This is a genomic window from Arthrobacter sp. 2MCAF15 (assembly GCF_052115605.1).
Classification (GTDB): Bacteria; Actinomycetota; Actinomycetes; order Actinomycetales; family Micrococcaceae; genus Arthrobacter.
Genome location: NZ_JBFRGZ010000002.1, coordinates 267288 through 282879 on the forward strand (window position 1 = coordinate 267288; position 15592 = coordinate 282879).

Annotated in this window: 13 protein-coding genes; 11 read left to right on the forward strand and 2 right to left on the reverse strand. The window is 67.7% G+C overall.

What is annotated here, in order from left to right; translation table 11 throughout:
- The first annotated feature begins 31 nt into the window (after window positions 1-31).
- From alr to tsaD, 5 genes are read left to right on the forward strand one after another with little or no spacing between them, the layout of a single operon-like run.
- Complete coding sequence (alr, locus tag AB4089_RS03430) at window positions 32-1252, forward strand: alanine racemase (protein WP_441407889.1); 1221 nt, start codon at window positions 32-34, stop codon at window positions 1250-1252.
- Entirely contained in the window at window positions 1249-1938 is a 690-nt protein-coding gene (gene tsaE, locus AB4089_RS03435) for a tRNA (adenosine(37)-N6)-threonylcarbamoyltransferase complex ATPase subunit type 1 TsaE (RefSeq protein ID WP_441407890.1), read from the forward strand. The genes alr and tsaE overlap by 4 nt, the downstream gene beginning before the upstream one ends.
- Window positions 1938-2609, forward strand: a complete 672-nt coding sequence (tsaB, locus tag AB4089_RS03440; RefSeq protein WP_441407891.1) for a tRNA (adenosine(37)-N6)-threonylcarbamoyltransferase complex dimerization subunit type 1 TsaB — start codon at window positions 1938-1940, stop codon at window positions 2607-2609. The genes tsaE and tsaB overlap by 1 nt, the downstream gene beginning before the upstream one ends.
- Window positions 2610-2662: 53 nt before the next feature.
- The gene (rimI, locus tag AB4089_RS03445; RefSeq protein ID WP_441407943.1) at window positions 2663-3130 is read left to right on the forward strand and encodes a ribosomal protein S18-alanine N-acetyltransferase; all 468 of its coding nucleotides are present in this window, start codon (window positions 2663-2665) and stop codon (window positions 3128-3130) included.
- On the forward strand, window positions 3127-4242 hold the full coding sequence (gene tsaD / locus AB4089_RS03450; protein ID WP_441407892.1) for a tRNA (adenosine(37)-N6)-threonylcarbamoyltransferase complex transferase subunit TsaD: 1116 nt from the start codon (window positions 3127-3129) through the stop codon (window positions 4240-4242). The genes rimI and tsaD overlap by 4 nt, the downstream gene beginning before the upstream one ends.
- 69 nt (window positions 4243-4311) lie before the next feature.
- On the opposite strand, the gene AB4089_RS03455 is transcribed toward tsaD, so the two are convergent.
- Complete coding sequence (locus AB4089_RS03455) at window positions 4312-5463, reverse strand: glutamate--cysteine ligase (protein ID WP_441407893.1); 1152 nt, start codon at window positions 5461-5463, stop codon at window positions 4312-4314.
- Window positions 5464-5759: 296 nt separating this feature from the next.
- On the opposite strand from AB4089_RS03455, the gene AB4089_RS03460 reads away from it, so the two are divergent.
- The gene (locus AB4089_RS03460; protein WP_441407894.1) at window positions 5760-6593 is read left to right on the forward strand and encodes a shikimate 5-dehydrogenase; all 834 of its coding nucleotides are present in this window, start codon (window positions 5760-5762) and stop codon (window positions 6591-6593) included.
- A gap of 44 nt (window positions 6594-6637) precedes the next feature.
- Here the strand turns inward: AB4089_RS03460 and AB4089_RS03465 are convergent, their stop codons facing one another.
- Window positions 6638-7870, reverse strand: coding sequence for a THUMP-like domain-containing protein (locus tag AB4089_RS03465; RefSeq protein WP_441407895.1), 1233 nt, complete (start codon window positions 7868-7870; stop codon window positions 6638-6640).
- Between the two features lie 66 nt (window positions 7871-7936).
- Here AB4089_RS03465 and AB4089_RS03470 point away from each other — a divergent pair, with 66 nt between their 5' ends.
- The 5 genes from AB4089_RS03470 to AB4089_RS03490 all read left to right on the forward strand — a co-directional run bounded on the left by AB4089_RS03470 (window position 7937) and on the right by AB4089_RS03490 (window position 15492).
- Entirely contained in the window at window positions 7937-8371 is a 435-nt protein-coding gene (locus tag AB4089_RS03470) for a hypothetical protein (RefSeq protein WP_441407896.1), read from the forward strand.
- A 451-nt stretch (window positions 8372-8822) separates the two neighbouring features.
- The gene (gene groES / locus AB4089_RS03475; protein WP_028275747.1) at window positions 8823-9119 is read left to right on the forward strand and encodes a co-chaperone GroES; all 297 of its coding nucleotides are present in this window, start codon (window positions 8823-8825) and stop codon (window positions 9117-9119) included.
- An 80-nt stretch (window positions 9120-9199) separates the two neighbouring features.
- Window positions 9200-10810, forward strand: coding sequence for a chaperonin GroEL (groL, locus tag AB4089_RS03480; RefSeq protein WP_223980133.1), 1611 nt, complete (start codon window positions 9200-9202; stop codon window positions 10808-10810).
- A gap of 252 nt (window positions 10811-11062) precedes the next feature.
- Entirely contained in the window at window positions 11063-13150 is a 2088-nt protein-coding gene (locus AB4089_RS03485; RefSeq protein WP_441407897.1) for an acyltransferase family protein, read from the forward strand.
- Between the two features lie 257 nt (window positions 13151-13407).
- Complete coding sequence (locus AB4089_RS03490) at window positions 13408-15492, forward strand: acyltransferase family protein (protein ID WP_441407898.1); 2085 nt, start codon at window positions 13408-13410, stop codon at window positions 15490-15492.
- Window positions 15493-15592: the final 100 nt, after the last annotated feature.

Sequence of the window (15592 nt, forward strand, 5' to 3'; positions counted from 1 at the left end):
CGGCCCGCGGCGCCGCGCCTAGAATCGTTAAGTGACTTACCAAGCATCAACAGGCGAACTCCTGCCCGGTTCGGCGGCAGTGCCGGCCCACGCTGAGGAACGCTCGGCAGTAATCGACCTCGACGCCATCCGGCACAACGTCCGCCACATCGCTGCAGTGGCCTCACCCGCGCAGGTGATGGCCGTGGTCAAGGCCGACGCCTACGGGCACGGCGCCGTCCAGGTGGCCCGGGCGGCACTCGGCGCGGGCGCCAGCTGGCTGGGCGTCGCCCACATTTCCGAGGCCCTCGCCCTGCGCGCCGCCGGGATTGAGGCGCCGCTGCTGGCCTGGCTGCACACCCCGGACAGCAACTTCGGCGCCGCGGTGGCCGCAGGCATCGACATCGGCTGCTCGGGCTGGGAGCTGGACCGGATTGTCGCCGCCGCCCGCGAACAGGAACGGCCCGCCCGCGTCCACCTGAAGGTCGACACCGGGCTCGGCCGCAACGGCGCCACTCTTGACACCTGGGACAGCCTGGTGGGCGAGGCCATGGAATACCAGGACCAGGGCCTGCTCCGGGTCGTGGGGATCTTCTCCCACCTGGCCGTCGCCGACGAACCGGAACGGCCCGAAACCGATGACCAGCTCGCCGCGTTCCGGCAGGTCCTCGCCATCGCCCAGGACGCCGGTGTGGACCCCGAGGTCCGCCACCTGGCCAACACCCCGGCCACCCTCTCCCGGCCGGACACCCATTTTGACCTGGTCCGCGTGGGGCTGGGCCTGTACGGGCTGTCCCCCTTCGAGGGTCAACGCCCGGCCGAACTCGGGCTGCGCCCGGCCATGACCGTCCGCACCGTGGTGTCGCACTGCAAGGACGTGCCCGCCGGGCAGGGCGTTTCCTACGGGCTGAACTACCGCACCGACGGGGTCAGCACCCTCGGACTCATCCCGCTGGGCTACGCCGACGGCGTGCCGCGCATCGCCACCGGCGGCCCGGTCCGGGTCGAGGGCGTGAACTATCCGGTGGTGGGGCGTATCGCGATGGACCAGATGGTGATCGACCTCGGACCGCGMCATGTGGCGTCCGGGGGCCAGAGCCTCCTCGGGGCCGAGGCGGTGCTGTTCGGCGACGGCGCCGACGGCGGACCCACGGCCGATGACTGGGCCCGGGCCGCCGGCACCAACAACTACGAAATCGTCACCCGGATCAGCCCCCGGGTGCCGCGCCGCTACCTTCACGAAGAGCCCTCCACCGTCGAAGAGCGGCCGTGAGCGGGCCAGCGTGGGAACTAGGCCTTGAGGTACGGACGGCGGCCGAGACGCACGCGCTCGCCGCAGCCCTCGGCGCCGTCCTGGAACCGGGCGACCTGCTGGTCCTGACCGGCGAACTCGGTGCCGGCAAGACCACCTTCACGCAGGGGCTGGGGGAGGGGCTGGGCGTGCGGTCAGGCATCATTTCGCCGACGTTCGTCCTGGTGCGCATCCACCCCAATCTGCCTGGCGGACCCCGGCCCGGTGGTCCGGACCTGGTGCATGTGGACGCCTACCGGCTGGAGTCGGCCGCCGAAATCGATGACATCGACCTTGAAAACACCATGGACAGTGCCGTGACGGTGGTCGAGTGGGGCCGCGGCCGGGTTGAACACCTGAGCGACAGCCGGCTTGAGGTGGAGCTGCATCGCCCCCGCGGGGGCGCCGCCGGCGTGCCCGCCGTGACGCACCCCGCCGGCGCCCCCCTGGCGCCCGCCGATCCCAGCGTGCTGGACTTTGACACGGACGACGACGACGAACCACGGTCCGTCGTGATCCGCGGCTTCGGCCCGCGCTGGGCCCAAGCCCCGGCCCTGCCCGGCGTCGAGACGCTGTCGAAGGGCGGTTCGCTGCCCGGCGTCGAGACCCTGCCTGAGCCGCAGCCAGACCCGCTGACCGCGCCCCAGACCCCGGAACGGAATTCCTGATGCTCATTCTCGCCATCGACACCTCGGCCGTCGCCAGCGCCGCGCTGGTCTCCGATGACGCGCCGGAATCGGTGCTGGCCAGCTTCGCCACCGAGGATACACGTACCCACGCTGAGGTCCTGGCCCCGGGGATCGACGGGCTCCTGGCCGAGGCCGGAGTCAGCGGGAGCGACGTCGACGCAATCGTCACCGGCGTGGGTCCCGGACCGTTCACGGGGCTGCGCTCCGGGATCGTCACCGCCCGCACGCTTGCCTTTGTCTGGGGGAAGCCGCTGTACGGGGTCATGAGCCTGGACGCGATCGCCCTGGAAGTGGCCGAATCCACCGACTCGGCCGCGGAGTTCATTGTGGCCACCGATGCGCGCCGCAAGGAGGTGTACTGGGCCCGGTACACCTTCGCCGATGCCCAGCTGCCGCACCTGGCAGACGGCCCGCACGTGGGCTTCGCCGCGGATCTGCCGGATCTGCCGGTCTACGGCGCCGGGGCCGGAATCTACTCCGACGTCGTCAAGGCGGTCGCCGAATTCAGCACCCGGCAGCCGGAGGCCCTCTCCCTGGGCCAGTTCGCACTCGCCCGGTTCGCCGCGGGCGAACAGCTCCTGGACTCCACGCCCCTGTACCTGCGCGAGTCCGACGCCCAGGTGCCCGGACCCCGGAAGCGTGCCCTGTGAGCGCGGAACACACCACACCGCCGAGGCTGCCCGGCGGGGTCACCCTGCGCGACATGGACGCCGCGGACATCCCCGCCGTCCACGAACTGGAGCGCCGGCTGTTTCCCGTGGATGCCTGGCCGCTGCAGATGTTCCACGACGAGTTGGCGCAGGCGGACACCCGCCGCTATCTCGTGGCGGAGATCCAGGGCGGGATCGTGGGCTACGCCGGGCTCATGTGCATCGAACCGATCTCCGACGTCCAGACCATCGCCGTCGTGCCCGAGCAGGAAGGCAAGGGCATCGGCTCGGCGCTGCTCACCGAGCTGATCGTGGAGAGCAAACGCCGACGCGCCCAGGACGTGCTGCTGGAGGTCAGGGCGGACAACCCCCGCGCCCAGCAGCTCTACCGGCGCTTCGGTTTTGAACAGATCCACATCCGCCCCCGCTACTACCGCGACGGCGTCGACGCCCTGATCATGCGGCTCCAGCTGCCCCGCGAACCGCTCAGCCCCCAGCCAGAGGAAGCAGGCCGACCTTGAACCGCACCCAGCCGCTCGTGCTCGGCATCGAGTCCTCCTGTGACGAAACCGGCGTCGGCATCGTCCGGGGGACCGCCCTGCTGACGAACACCGTCTCGTCCTCCATGGACGAGCACGTCCGCTTCGGCGGCGTGATTCCCGAGATCGCCTCCCGCGCCCACCTCGACGCATTCGTCCCCACCCTCGAGGAAGCGCTGGCGGAGGCGGCCGTGTCGCTGGCCGACATTGACGCGATCGCCGTCACCTCCGGGCCTGGCCTGGCAGGGGCGCTGATGGTGGGGGTGTGCGCGGCCAAGGCGCTCGCCGTCGCCACCGGAAAACCGCTTTACGCCATCAACCACCTGGTCGCGCATGTCGGCGTCGGGCTCCTCCAGAACGGCGCCGGCACAATGGCGCAGTCCGGCGAACCGTCCCAGCAGCCGCCGCTGGCGCTGCCGGAGAACATGGGCGCGCTCCTGGTGTCCGGCGGCCACACCGAGATCCTGCGGATCAGGAGCATCACGGACGACGTCGAGTTGCTGGGGTCCACGATCGACGACGCCGCCGGCGAAGCCTACGACAAGGTGGCGCGGCTCCTGGGCCTGGGCTATCCGGGCGGCCCGGCCATCGACAAGCTCGCGCGCACCGGCAACGCGAAGGCCATCCGGTTCCCGCGCGGCCTGACCCAGCCCAAGTACATGGGGACCGCCGAGGAGCCCGGGCCGCACCGCTACGACTGGTCCTTCAGCGGGCTCAAGACCGCCGTCGCCCGCTGCGTGGAGCAGTTCGAGGCCCGCGGCGAGGCCGTTCCCGTCGCGGACATCGCCGCGGCTTTCCAGGAAGCCGTGGTGGACGTCATTACCTCCAAGGCGGTGCTGGCCTGCCGCGAAAACGGCATCACCGAGGTCCTCCTGGGCGGTGGCGTCGCCGCGAACTCGCGGCTGCGCCAGCTCACCGAACAGCGCTGCCGTGCCGCCGGGATCCGGCTGACGGTGCCGCCGCTGCCGCTGTGCACGGACAACGGCGCCATGGTGGCCGCACTCGGGGCACAACTGGTCATGGCCGGGGTGGAACCGAGCGGGATCGGGTTTGCCCCGGACTCCTCGATGCCGGTCACGACGGTTTCCGCCTGATCCTTCGATCGACCGGAGCTTCGACCGGCTGAAACGCCGCCTCCATGGAGGCAGTTGGGCGCGCCGAACCTAGGCGTCGGGGCCCTGCCGCATCTGCTTGACCAGATCCAGGACGACGGCGCGCAGGTCCCCGCCGTGCTCGGCGGCCACCCGGCGCTGCCGCTGGTAGCCGGCGCCGCGCTCGATGATCTTCTCGACGTCGGCCAGCTCGGCGCTGCAGCCCAGCTTCGCCGCGACGGGCTCAAGCCGCTTGAGGGTCTCGCGCAGGTGCTCCGTGACGAGCTGCTCGTTGCCTTCGGCGTCGAGGATGATGATTGCCTCCAGGCCGTACCGGGCCGCCCGCCACTTGTTTTCCTGGACGTGCCACGGCGGCATGGTGGGAATGGTGCCGCCGTTCTCCAGCGTGGTGGAAAATTCGTCGACAAGGCACTGCGTCAATGCAGCGATGGCCCCGACGTCCTCCAGGGTCGCCAGGCCGTCGCAGATGCGCATCTCGATGGTGCCGAGGGCCGGGACGGGACGGATGTCCCAGCGGATCTCGGAGAGCGTGTCGATCACCCCTGTGGTGAACATGTCCTGCACGTAGGACTCGTAGTCCTCCCAGCTGGCGAACTGGAACGGCAGCCCGGCGGTGGGCAGCTGCTGGAACATCAGCGCACGGTGCGAGGCGTAGCCGGTGTCCTCGCCGCCCCAGAACGGGCTGGAGGCCGAGAGCGCCTGGAAGTGCGGGAAGTAGTTGACCAGGCCGTCCAGAACCGGAAGGACCTTGTCCCGGCTGTCCAGCCCGACGTGCACGTGGACGCCATAGATGACCATCTGCCGGCCCCACCACTGGGTCCGGTCAATGAGCTTGGCGTAGCGTTCCTTGTCCGTGACGGGCTGCAGCTGGGGCGGGCTGAACGGATGGCTTCCGGCGCAGAAGACCTCCACGCCCATGGGATCGGTGACATCCCGGACAGCCGCGAGGGAGCTGTTCAGGTCCGCCTTGGCTTCGGCGACGGTGGTGCAGATGCCCGTGACGAGTTCCACGGTGTTCAGCAGCAGTTCCTGCTTGATGTGCGGGTGCTCGTCGTCTTCGTTGAGTTCGGGGTGCCGGGAAGCGACTCCGCGGAGCACCTGGTTCGCCACGGAGGCCAGTTCGCCGGTTTCGGCGTCGACGAGCGCGAGCTCCCATTCCACGCCCAGAGTCGACTGCTTGGATGAAGCGAACTCGATCTTCATGTGGTCCCTTCACTGTTTTGCTGTCACTGGCCGTGGTCCTGATGGGACATGCGCTGGCTGATACCCTCGGACGCGCCCCTGGACGTGCCACCGGCGGTGCCACATGCCATTCCCACACCAGGGCGCCGGCCGGGAGGGCTGGCAGGGCTACGGGTGGTCCAAGTCTAGTGCAGGGGCAGCCCCGGGACGGTGCCTAAGTTACCGCTGATGCGTGAGTGTGTTCACAAACGTGGCTGGATACTGACGGTTTGCGTGGCGGCCGCGGGACCGGACCCGTCCTGGCGTTTAATGGAGCTGTGCCCATTCTGAACAAAGACATGACCCTGTGTATCTCGCTCTCGGCCCGGCCCAGCAACAACGGGACGCGCTTCCATAACCACCTGTATGAGCAGTTGGGCCTGAACTGGATCTACAAGGCCTTCGCCCCCACCGACCTCGCCCAGGCGATCGCCGGCGTGCGCGGCCTCGGCATCCGCGGCTGCGCGGTGTCCATGCCCTACAAAGAAGACGTGATCGCCCTCGTGGACGTCATGGACCCTTCGGCGAAGGCCATCGATTCGGTCAACACCATCGTCAACGACGCCGCCCGGCTCACGGCCTACAACACCGACTACACGGCAATTGAGCAGCTCCTGCAGCGCAACGCCGTCCCCACCGACTACTCGGTGCTGGTCTTGGGCTCCGGCGGCATGGCCAAGGCCACCGTGGCTGCGCTGCGGGATGCCGGCTTCAAGGACGTGACCGTCGTTGCCCGCAACGAAGCCTCCGGCCGCGCCCTGGCCGACCAGTACGGATTCGGCTGGAGCGCGGAACTGGGCTCCGCCAAGTCCGGCAAAGGCACGGCCGACATGATCATCAACATAACCCCGATCGGTATGGCCGGCGGACCGGACGCCGCGTCGTTGTCCTTCCCGCAGGAAGCGATCGACGCCGCGAAGGTGGTGTTCGACGTCGTCGCCCTCCCGGCCGAGACACCGCTCATCAAGGCCGCCCGCGCGGCCGGCAAGAGGGTGATCACGGGCGCCGAGGTGGCGACGATCCAGGCGCTGGAGCAGTTCGTGCTCTACACCGGGATCCGTCCCACGGATGAGCAGGTCAGGGCCGCCGAGGACTTCATGCGGGCCCAGTAGCTGCCGTGTCGCCCAAACCCGGCGGCCGGGCGGGCCGGCGGGGGCTAGACGGGCTCCACCGAGATGGCCACCCGGTCCTCGCCGATCCTGGTGAGGACCAGGGTGGCTGATTTCTTGCCCTTGCCCTTGGAACCGGCCGGTTTTCCGCCGGGCAGGAGCTGCTTGCGCAGCTCCTCCGGCGTGACGGCCGTGCCGCGCTTCTTGATGTCCAGGACTCCGATTCCTTGTTCCTTGACCCAGGACTTGAGGGCCTTGACGTTGAAGGGCATCACCTCGAGGACCTTGTAGGCCTTGGCGAACGGCGTATCGCGCAGATCCGGGGCGCAGATGTAGGCAATGTGCTCGTCCACGAGGTGCCCGCCCAGCTGGAGGGCGACGTCGGCCACCAGCCCGGCGCGGATGACCGCGCCGTCGGGCTCGTACAGATACCCCTCCACGGGACCCACGGGCGCCGCTGGGCCGCCGTCGAAGTCCTCGTCGCTGGTGAGTTCGGAAGCCCCCTGCGGGCCGAGCAGGAGGGCCGCGCGCCGCACACCGGGACGCCGCACCGCGTTGAACCACAGGGCCACCTCGGTCACGTCCCCGCCGACCGAGACCCACTGGGCCTCGCAACCCGCGGGCACGGAATCGTGCGGCATGCCCGGCCCCATCTTCACGCCCACGGCGCGGCCGGAGCCGGCCAGCGACTCCGCGAAGGACAGCGGAGGGGAGAAATCCTCCGGATCCCAGATCCGTTTGGTTCCCGATGTCGACGTGGTGCGCCGGGCCGGGTCGAGCCAGACGCCGTCGACCCCGTCGAGCGGCACCGTGGTGGCATCCGAATGGACCACCGTGGCATTGCGGAATGGGATCAGGTTCATGGTGGCGCAGGCGGCCGTGGCCTCGTCCATTTCCACTGCGGTGACTACCAGATCCAGTGACGCCAGGGCCATCGCATCGGCCCCCAGCCCGCAGCCCAGGTCAGCGACGTGGCCGATCCCGGCCTCCGCGAACCGCTGCGCGTGCCGTGCCGCGACGGTGAGCCTGGTGGCCTGCTCCAGGCCGGCCTTGGTGAAGATCATCTGCCGGGCGAATTCGCCGAATTTGGCCTCGGCCTTGGTCCGCAGCCGGGATTGCGTGAGCACGGCCGAGACGAGCTCGGGGGAGTGCCCGGCCTTGCGCAGTGCGGCGGTGAGGCGGAAGGCCTCGTCCTCGCGGTACGGGCCCAGCGACGCCAGCAGCTCCCAGCCCTCCGGGGTGAGGATCGGGGCAATATTTTCCTGCGGCGCGTCAGTCATGCCATCCAGCGTAGTTGAGCCCCGCCGGCACCCTGTGACCGGAACACGGGGGCTAGGCTTGACGGCATGGAAGACAGCGGCACAGGCGACAGCATCTCAGAGGACACAGCCGGGCAGGACACAGCCGGATACGACGACGACGGGCAGGAGCGCACGAGCCCGCAGGGGCTGGCCCGCTACGCCAAGCCGGCGCTGATCGCCGGCGCTGTGATCGCCGTCGTCTGCATCGCCTTGCTGGTGATCATCTTCTTCCTCGATTCCTTCAATGCCACCGTGTATTCGGTGGGCGGCAGGAACGTCCAGGACGCCACGGACGAGGCGCGGGCCATCCGCGACACCTATTCCGGTGCCCGGCTCGGCGGCATCATCTTCCTGATYGCGGGCGTGCTCCTCGCGGCTGCCGGCGCCGTGCTGACGTACCGGCACCGAARCGATGAGGGCCAGGACACCGACCCGGACGACGGCGAGGACGTCGACTTCGAAGACCTCGCCGGCCATTAGCCGCAGGCCGGATCCCGCGTCCGGGGTGGTGCTCACGCGCATCCCCAGGCGGGACATGCCCGTTCCTCGGCTCGAGTAATGGGCATGTCCCCCGTGGCAGGGCTACTGCGTTGCACATGTCCACGGCCCGGCTCTACCAATGAGCATGATGCCCGGGTGCCCACGGGCCGCGGCGAAGAATGGGCATGTCCCGCAGGGAGGCCCGGACCTGGCAGCCATGAATGGGCATGTCCCGCTGGGAAACATGTTCACCCGGAACGAATTTCTGGCACTCGCCTTGACCGAGTGCTAACCATGTACATAGAGTCGTCATTAGCACTCTCCCTAGGAGGGTGCTAACACATGAAGCGCGTTCCGCCAGGCTCGCTGCCGGCACCGCGACGACGGTCTGTGCGCCATGGCATCGCCGCTTCATAGTCCACGAATTTGCTGACGAAAAGGAGAGGTCCGAGTGTCGGTCTCTATTAAGCCTCTTGAGGATCGTATTGTTGTCCGCCCGCTCGAAGCCGAGCAGACCACGGCTTCCGGCCTGGTTATCCCGGACTCCGCGCAGGAGAAGCCGCAGGAAGGCGAAGTTGTTGCAGTAGGCCCCGGCCGCTTCGATGACAACGGCAACCGCGTTCCCGTTGACGTTGCCGTCGGCGACGTCGTCATTTACTCCAAGTACGGTGGAACCGAAGTCAAGACCGGCGGCACCGAGTACCTCGTGCTCTCCGCCCGCGACGTTCTGGCGATCGTCGTAAAGTAACTCTCTTGGACCCCCGCGCAGCCGATCCTTCGCATTGAATGGATCAGTTGCGCGGGGTTCTGTCTTGAAAGGACAAAACCATGGCAAAGCAGCTTGCGTTTAACGACGCTGCCCGCCGGTCGCTTGAAGCCGGCATCGATAAGCTCGCCAACACCGTCAAGGTCACGCTGGGCCCGCGTGGCCGCAACGTCGTACTGGACAAGAAGTGGGGCGCCCCCACGATCACCAACGACGGCGTGACGATCGCCCGTGAAATCGAGCTGGACGACCCCTACGAGAACCTTGGCGCGCAGCTTGCCAAGGAGGTCGCCACCAAGACCAACGATGTTGCCGGTGACGGCACCACCACCGCCACCGTTCTGGCCCAGGCCCTGGTCAAGGAAGGCCTGCGCAACGTGGCTGCAGGCGCCGCACCGGGCGAGATCAAGCGCGGCATTGAGGTTTCGGTCGAGGCCGTTGCCGCCCGCCTGCTGGAGAACGCGCGCCCCGTCGAAGGCACGCAGGTTGCCAACGTTGCCGCCATCTCCGCCCAGAGCGACGAGGTCGGCGAGCTGCTGGCCGAGGCGTTCGGCAAGGTCGGCAAGGATGGTGTGATCACCATTGAGGAATCCTCCACCACGCAGACCGAACTGGTCCTCACCGAGGGCATGCAGTTCGACAAGGGCTACCTGTCCCCGTACTTCGTCACCGACGCGGAACGCCAGGAGGCAGTCCTCGAGGACGCCCTGATCCTGATCAACCAGGGCAAGATCTCCTCGGTGCAGGACTTCCTGCCGCTGCTGGAAAAGGCGCTGCAGAGCTCCAAGCCGCTCTTCATCATCGCCGAAGACGTCGAGGGCGAGGCCCTGTCCACGCTGATCGTCAACCGCATCCGCGGCACCCTGAACGTCGTCGCCGTCAAGGCGCCGGGCTTCGGCGACCGCCGCAAGGCCATGCTGCAGGACATCGCCACGCTCACCGGCGCCCAGGTTGTCTCCCCGGAGCTGGGCCTGAGCCTGGACACCGTTGGCCTTGAGGTGCTGGGCACCGCACGCCGCATCACGGTCACCAAGGACAACACCACGATCGTCGACGGCGCCGGTTCGGCCGAGGACGTCGCCGCCCGTGTCGCCCAGCTGCGCGCCGAGCTGACCCGCACCGATTCGGACTGGGACAAGGAAAAGCTGCAGGAACGCCTGGCCAAGCTGGCCGGCGGCATCGGCGTGATCAAGGTCGGCGCTGCCACCGAGGTTGAGCTGAAGGAAAAGAAGCACCGCATCGAAGATGCCGTGTCCTCGACCCGCGCTGCCCTCGAAGAAGGCATCGTGGCCGGCGGAGGCTCCGCCCTCATCCACGCGCTGAAGGCGCTTGACGAGGACGCTGCGGTCCAGGCCCTCGAAGGCGACGCGGCTGCCGCCGTCGGCATCGTCCGCCGGGCCCTGACCCAGCCGCTGCGCTGGATCGCCCAGAACGCCGGCTTCGACGGCTATGTTGTCGTTGCCAAGGTGGCCGAATCCGCCGTGAACCAGGGCTTCAACGCCAAGTCCGGCGAATACGAAGACCTGATCGCCGCCGGCGTGATCGACCCCGTCAAGGTGACGCGTGCGGCTCTGCGCAACGCGGCCTCCATCGCGGCCCTGGTCCTCACCACGGAAACCCTCGTGGTGGAGAAGCCGGCTGACGAAGACGAGCACGCAGGGCACAAGCACTAAGCTCAGCCCGAGTAGAAGGGACGGCCCGGCATCCTTGCCGGGCCGTCCTTTTTTCTGCCGCCGCATCTTCGGCGTCGCCGGGCTCGCGTTAGCCCCACCCCCCGCCTCGACGCCTCCCCTTCGCCAGGCCTTCACTGGAAATTCCCAACTTGGCATGCCTCAATGGAGGTCTATGGCCTCGACGACGATTGGCCATGAAAATTACGTTTTGGTAACATGGACGCTTTGGTTATCTGGTTGAGGGGTTGTTCTATGACACAGCAAAGGACCCTGCCCCTGCCTGCCCGCCACAGTGCTGCGCACGGGGCCGGCCGAAACGCCGCGCCCAAGGCGGGCCGCAAATCCACCTTCAGGCCCGAAATTCAAGGTCTGCGGTCCCTGGCCGTGCTGATGGTCATGAGCTATCACATCTGGCTGGGCCGGGTCTCCGGTGGCGTGGACGTTTTTCTGTTGATCTCGGCGTTCCTCATGACGCTGCAGTTCGTCGGCCGCTACGAGCAGGGCCGGCCCATGGCCCTCCTCAAACATTGGCTGCACCTGTTCCGTCGCCTCGTCCCGGCTGCCGTCACCGTTCTGCTGGCGATTCTCGCAGCCACGCTCCTGTTCCTGCCMCGGACGCGCTGGCTGGATGTGATCTCCCAGGGCTGGGCCTCATTGTTCTATGTCGAGAACTGGCTCCTGCAGTCCCAAGCCACGAACTACTACGCATCGGACCACAGCCAGGCCAGCCCCTTCCAGCACTTCTGGTCCCTCTCGATCCAGGGGCAGATCTTTATCCTCTGGCCGCTTATTTTCGCAGGAGCGGCCATCCTCGCCAAGCGCTTCAAGCTTGGCTACCGCGTGCTGCTCTGCTACATATTCGCCGTCGTTTTCCTGGCTTCCCTGGCCTACTCAATCGTCTTCACCCAGGCGAGCCAGACGGAGGCGTACTTTGATACCGGCGCACGGCTGTGGGAGTTTGCCCTCGGCACCCTCGTGGCTTTGGCCCTTCCCTCCCTGCGGTTGTCCCGGAGCTGGCGGCTGGCACTTGGCTGGCTGGGTATTGTGGCCATGCTCAGCTGCGGCATCCTCCTGAATGTCCAGGCCTCCTTCCCCGGGTTCGTTGCACTCTGGCCCACCTTGGCCGCCGCGTGTGTCATCGCCGCCGGTCAGTCCGGCAGCAAGCTCGGCGTTGACCGGATCCTCAGCTCGAAGCCCCTGGTCCGGCTGGGCGACATCTCGTACGCCCTGTACCTGTGGCACTGGCCGGTCCTGGTCATCGCGCTTGCCGCGACGGACAGGGACCATGCAGGGCCATTCTCCGGCGCCGTCATAGTCGCCGTTTCACTCGTGCTCGCCTATGTCACCACCCGCATGATTGAGAAACCCTGGCGCGAGTGGCAGTGGCCCGAGGTGCGGCGGCGCCGCGCAGCCGTTGCCATTGCTGCGGCCGTGGCCACCGCCGCAGTGCCGCTGGCAGCGATCCAGATCCAGCAACACCTGGAAAGCGAGGCCGTACTGGCCCAGGCCCCGAAGAACAACCCGGGCGCCTTGGCTCTGGTGCCCGGCTTCGTGGACCAAGCCGACGCCAACGCCGTGCTCCTGCCCACTCCGCAGACGCTGCCGGAGGACTGGGCCAGCCTTCCCAATTCGTGTTCCGGAGACTTGCAACCGAAAGAGGAGAAGCTCCGGAAGGACTGCTTCGAGAACAATCAGACCGACAGCGGGGCGAAGAAGGTCCTCGTGGTAGGCGATTCCCATGCCCAGCAGTGGCTGGCCTCCATCGGTCCTGTCAGTGACGAGAAGGGCTGGAAGCTCTACGCGATGCTCAAGGGCGCCTGCAAGCCCAGCACGGCACCCCAGCACGTCTCGGCGGACTGCGACAGTTTCAACGCCTCGGTCGCTGCGGAGGTCAAGAACAACCCGCCGGATGCCATCATCATCGTGGGCACGGCGGCTGCGCCTTCATCCCCGCAGGAAACCCTGATCCCGGGCTTCGAGAACACAGTGAAGACTTGGGCGGATGCCGGCATCAAGGTTGTCGCCATCCGGGACAACCCGCGCTTCGATTTCGACATGGCGGAGTGCGTAGCTACCAAGGGAGCTGACGCCGATGACTGCCGTCCCCCTGAACAGGGCCTGCTTGCCGCATCGAATCCCTTTGCGGCCCTGAACGGCAAAATGCCGGGCGTGGGCTTCGTGGACATGACCGACCGGATCTGTAACGGCACGGAATGCCCGGGCGTTGTCGGGAACACCTTCGTTTACCTGGACAACAACCACCTCAGCCGAAGCTACACCGCCAGCATGGCTCCCATGTTCCGCGAGAGACTGCTGGCGGCGACGGGCTGGGGCTCGTAAGCCCGGGCGGCAGCCGCTAGGTCACCATCCGGCAGGACTGCAGAACCCCGACGGCGGTCAGCCGTCGGGTGCCCGGCCAGGCGGCCCTGCGGAGGCCCCGGGATACCCCGGGGACGTGCCCTGACCGGGCCTTGGAGGCCCCCGGTGATGTGCCCTGACCAGGCCCCGCCCAGGCTTCCGCGGGCATCCGGCAATTGGCCAAGAAAGTTACAGTTCGGTAACATTGCTGTTTTGGAAGCCGGCCTGAAGGGTTACTAGTGTCGATCTCGCGAACCACAGCCACCCCGCCAACAGCGGATGCGGGTTCAGGGACGAGCCGGAAAACAGGTTACCGTCCCGAGGTCCAGGGCCTGCGCGCCCTCGCGGTGCTCATGGTTGTCACCTACCACGTGTGGCTGGGCCGGGTCTCCGGCGGCGTGGACATCTTCCTGCTCATTTCGGCATTCCTGATGACGCTCAGCTTCACGCGGAAGGTCGAAAGCGGTGCGCCGCTCCGGCTGCTGCACCACTGGCTGCATCTGCTCAAGCGCCTCCTTCCCGCCGTCGTCGTGGTGGTTCTCGGCGTCCTCGCCGGCACCTGGGCCATCCTGCCGCAGAGCCGCTGGCCCGACGTCCTTGACCAGGCCTGGGCCTCCCTGCTGTACCGGCAGAACTGGYTCCTGGCCGACAGTGCCGTGGACTACTACGCCCAGGACCATTCCGGCGCGAGCCCGCTGCAGCACTTCTGGTCGCTCTCGATCCAAGGCCAGGTGTTCGTGCTCTGGCCGCTCGTGTTCGCCGGCACGGGACTTCTTGCCGGCCTGCTCCGGCGCCGGACCGGCCAGGTCCATGTCCTGCTGCGTTACCGCTCGCTGCTGGCCGCGGCCTTCGGCGCCATCTTTGCGGTGTCCCTCGCCTACTCGATCCAGCAGACCGCCACCAACCAGGCCCACGCCTACTTCGATACCGGCGCCCGGCTCTGGGAGTTTGCCCTCGGCTCGCTGCTGGCCCTCGCCCTTCCGTACCTGAAGCCGGGCAGGATCCTGCGCGTGGTGCTGGGGTGGGCCGGCCTGGTGGCCATGCTCTCCTGCGGGCTCCTGCTGACCGTGGACCGTTCGTTCCCCGGATTCATCGCGCTGTGGCCCACGCTGGCCGCCGCCGCGATCATCACCGCCGGTCAGAGCGGCAGCCGCTTCGGCGTCGACCGCTTCCTGACCTGGAAACCCCTGGTGGCACTGGGGGACAACTCCTATGCGCTCTACCTTTGGCACTGGCCGCTGCTGGTCCTGGCCCTCGCGGGGGCCGGCATCACGGCGCCTAACCTGTTCCAGGGGCTGTGCATCGTGGCCGCATCCCTGGTCCTGGCAGTGCTCACCACGCGCTTTGTCGAGAAGCCGCTGCGCGAGTGGCACTGGCCGAAGCGGCGCGCCTGGCGTACCGCCGTCGTGATTGCCGCCTGCGGTGCCTTGATGGCGGGCCCGGTCTCGGTGTGGCAGAGCCAGCTCGTCGCCGACGAGGCGGAGGCGGCCTCCCAACCCAGGGAACTGACCCCCGGCGCTGCCGCCCTGGCGCCGGAAAACGCCGGCAAGCCCACGCCGGAGGCGAAGATCATCCCCGCGCCGGCGGCGATGAAGAATGAGTGGGCCGACATCGATGGCCTGTGCACGGACGAAAACACCACCAGCGACCCGCTGCTGCAGGGCTGCCTGCAGAACAACAAGCCGGACAAGGTCAAGAAACGGATCGTGGTGCTCGGCGACTCGCACGCCCAGCAGTACATGGCCGCGCTCGGACCCATCGCGAAAAGCCACGACTGGGAAGTGGTCACGCTCCTGAAGGGCAACTGCCGCTTCGGCGGGGAGGCCCCGGAACGGGACGCTGACTGCAACGCCTTCAACAAGGCCAGCACGCAGTACGCCCTGGACCACCGCCCCGACGCCGTGTTCACGGTGGCGTCCCTGACGCACAAGGATGCGCCGTTCGAGACCGAAGTGCCGCAATACCTGGAGGGCATCAAACCCTTCACCGACGCCGGCATGGACGTGGTGGGCATCCGCGACAACCCCCGCTTCAATATCAACATGCCTGAGTGCGTCCAGAAGAACGGCAAGGACGCCACGGAATGCAAAGTGCCGGTGCAGGAATCGCTTGCGGGGTCCTCTCCACTGGATGCCTACCGCGGCCAGGTGCCCCGGCTGTCCCTCATGGACATGAGCGATTTCATCTGCGCCGACGGGACCTGCCCCGCGGTGGTCGGCAACGTGTACGTCTACAAGGACGACAACCACCTGACCAAGACCTACGTGCAGACCATGATCCCCATGTTCGAAAAAAGGCTGCTCGCCGCCACCGGCTGGAAATAGGCCCCGGCGCTCCCGGGGGAGCCTGGCGGGCATGGGACTGCTCACATTCGCGCCCACATTACCGCCCCGGAATATGGCTATCGCCGCCAAGGTTCTACTA

Excerpts from the sequence above, each read along its gene's own strand:
- tsaB (WP_441407891.1), top strand. The coding sequence starts at position 1,938 with ATGCTCATTCTCGCCATCGACACCTCGGCCGTCGCCAGCGCCGCGCTG.
- rimI (WP_441407943.1), top strand. The coding sequence starts at position 2,663 with ATGGACGCCGCGGACATCCCCGCCGTCCACGAACTGGAGCGCCGGCTG.
- AB4089_RS03455 (WP_441407893.1), bottom strand. The coding sequence starts at position 5,463 with ATGAAGATCGAGTTCGCTTCATCCAAGCAGTCGACTCTGGGCGTGGAA.
- AB4089_RS03465 (WP_441407895.1), bottom strand. The coding sequence starts at position 7,870 with ATGACTGACGCGCCGCAGGAAAATATTGCCCCGATCCTCACCCCGGAG.
- groL (WP_223980133.1), top strand. The coding sequence starts at position 9,200 with ATGGCAAAGCAGCTTGCGTTTAACGACGCTGCCCGCCGGTCGCTTGAA.